Source organism: Paenibacillus sp. 23TSA30-6, from assembly GCF_014858585.1.
Taxonomy (GTDB): domain Bacteria; phylum Bacillota; class Bacilli; order Paenibacillales; family Paenibacillaceae; genus Paenibacillus.
The window spans coordinates 1-503 of record NZ_SLTL01000110.1 but is presented as its reverse complement, the minus strand read 5'-3'; the positions used below and the strand labels follow the sequence as shown (position 1 = coordinate 503).

Annotated in this window: 1 protein-coding gene; it reads right to left on the bottom strand. The window is 50.1% G+C overall.

Annotated features, from left to right (window positions below; all coding sequences use genetic code 11):
• The coding region (locus tag E0698_RS26320; protein ID WP_192513438.1) for an AMP-binding protein at window positions 1-503 on the bottom strand (503 nt) is incomplete at both ends.

The following is a 503-nucleotide window of genomic DNA, read 5'->3' as shown; positions in this document are numbered from 1 at the left end:
ATCGTTTCCAATACGAAAATATCGAACGAAATGGTGGTTAGCGATAAAATCGTTTTGTCCGCTGCAAAGTCGATCACTTCGCGCATTCCTGTAATAAAGTTCAGCACCGAGCGATGCTGGAGCATAACGCCCTTAGGATTTCCGGTTGAACCAGAAGTATAGATAACGTAAGCCAGATGCTCCGGCTGAGCAGTGGCTTCCAGATTGGTCTTTTCTCCTTGATATACTTCCTCATCTTCGATAAACAGAGTGTTGGCGCCATAATGGTGTTCTCCTACCAGATCGCGACTGGTCAGAAGTACGGCGGCCTCACTGTCTTTCAGCATATAATCAATACGGGCTGACGGATATTCAGGGTCGATCGGCACATAAGCACCACCCGCTTTTAGCACAGCCAGCAGACCGATGATCATCTCCGCCGAACGCTGTACCATCAGGCCAACCAGCTTGTCGGGTCCTACACCGTGCGCTTGAAGTACCCGTGCCAGTGAGTTAGCGCGTTC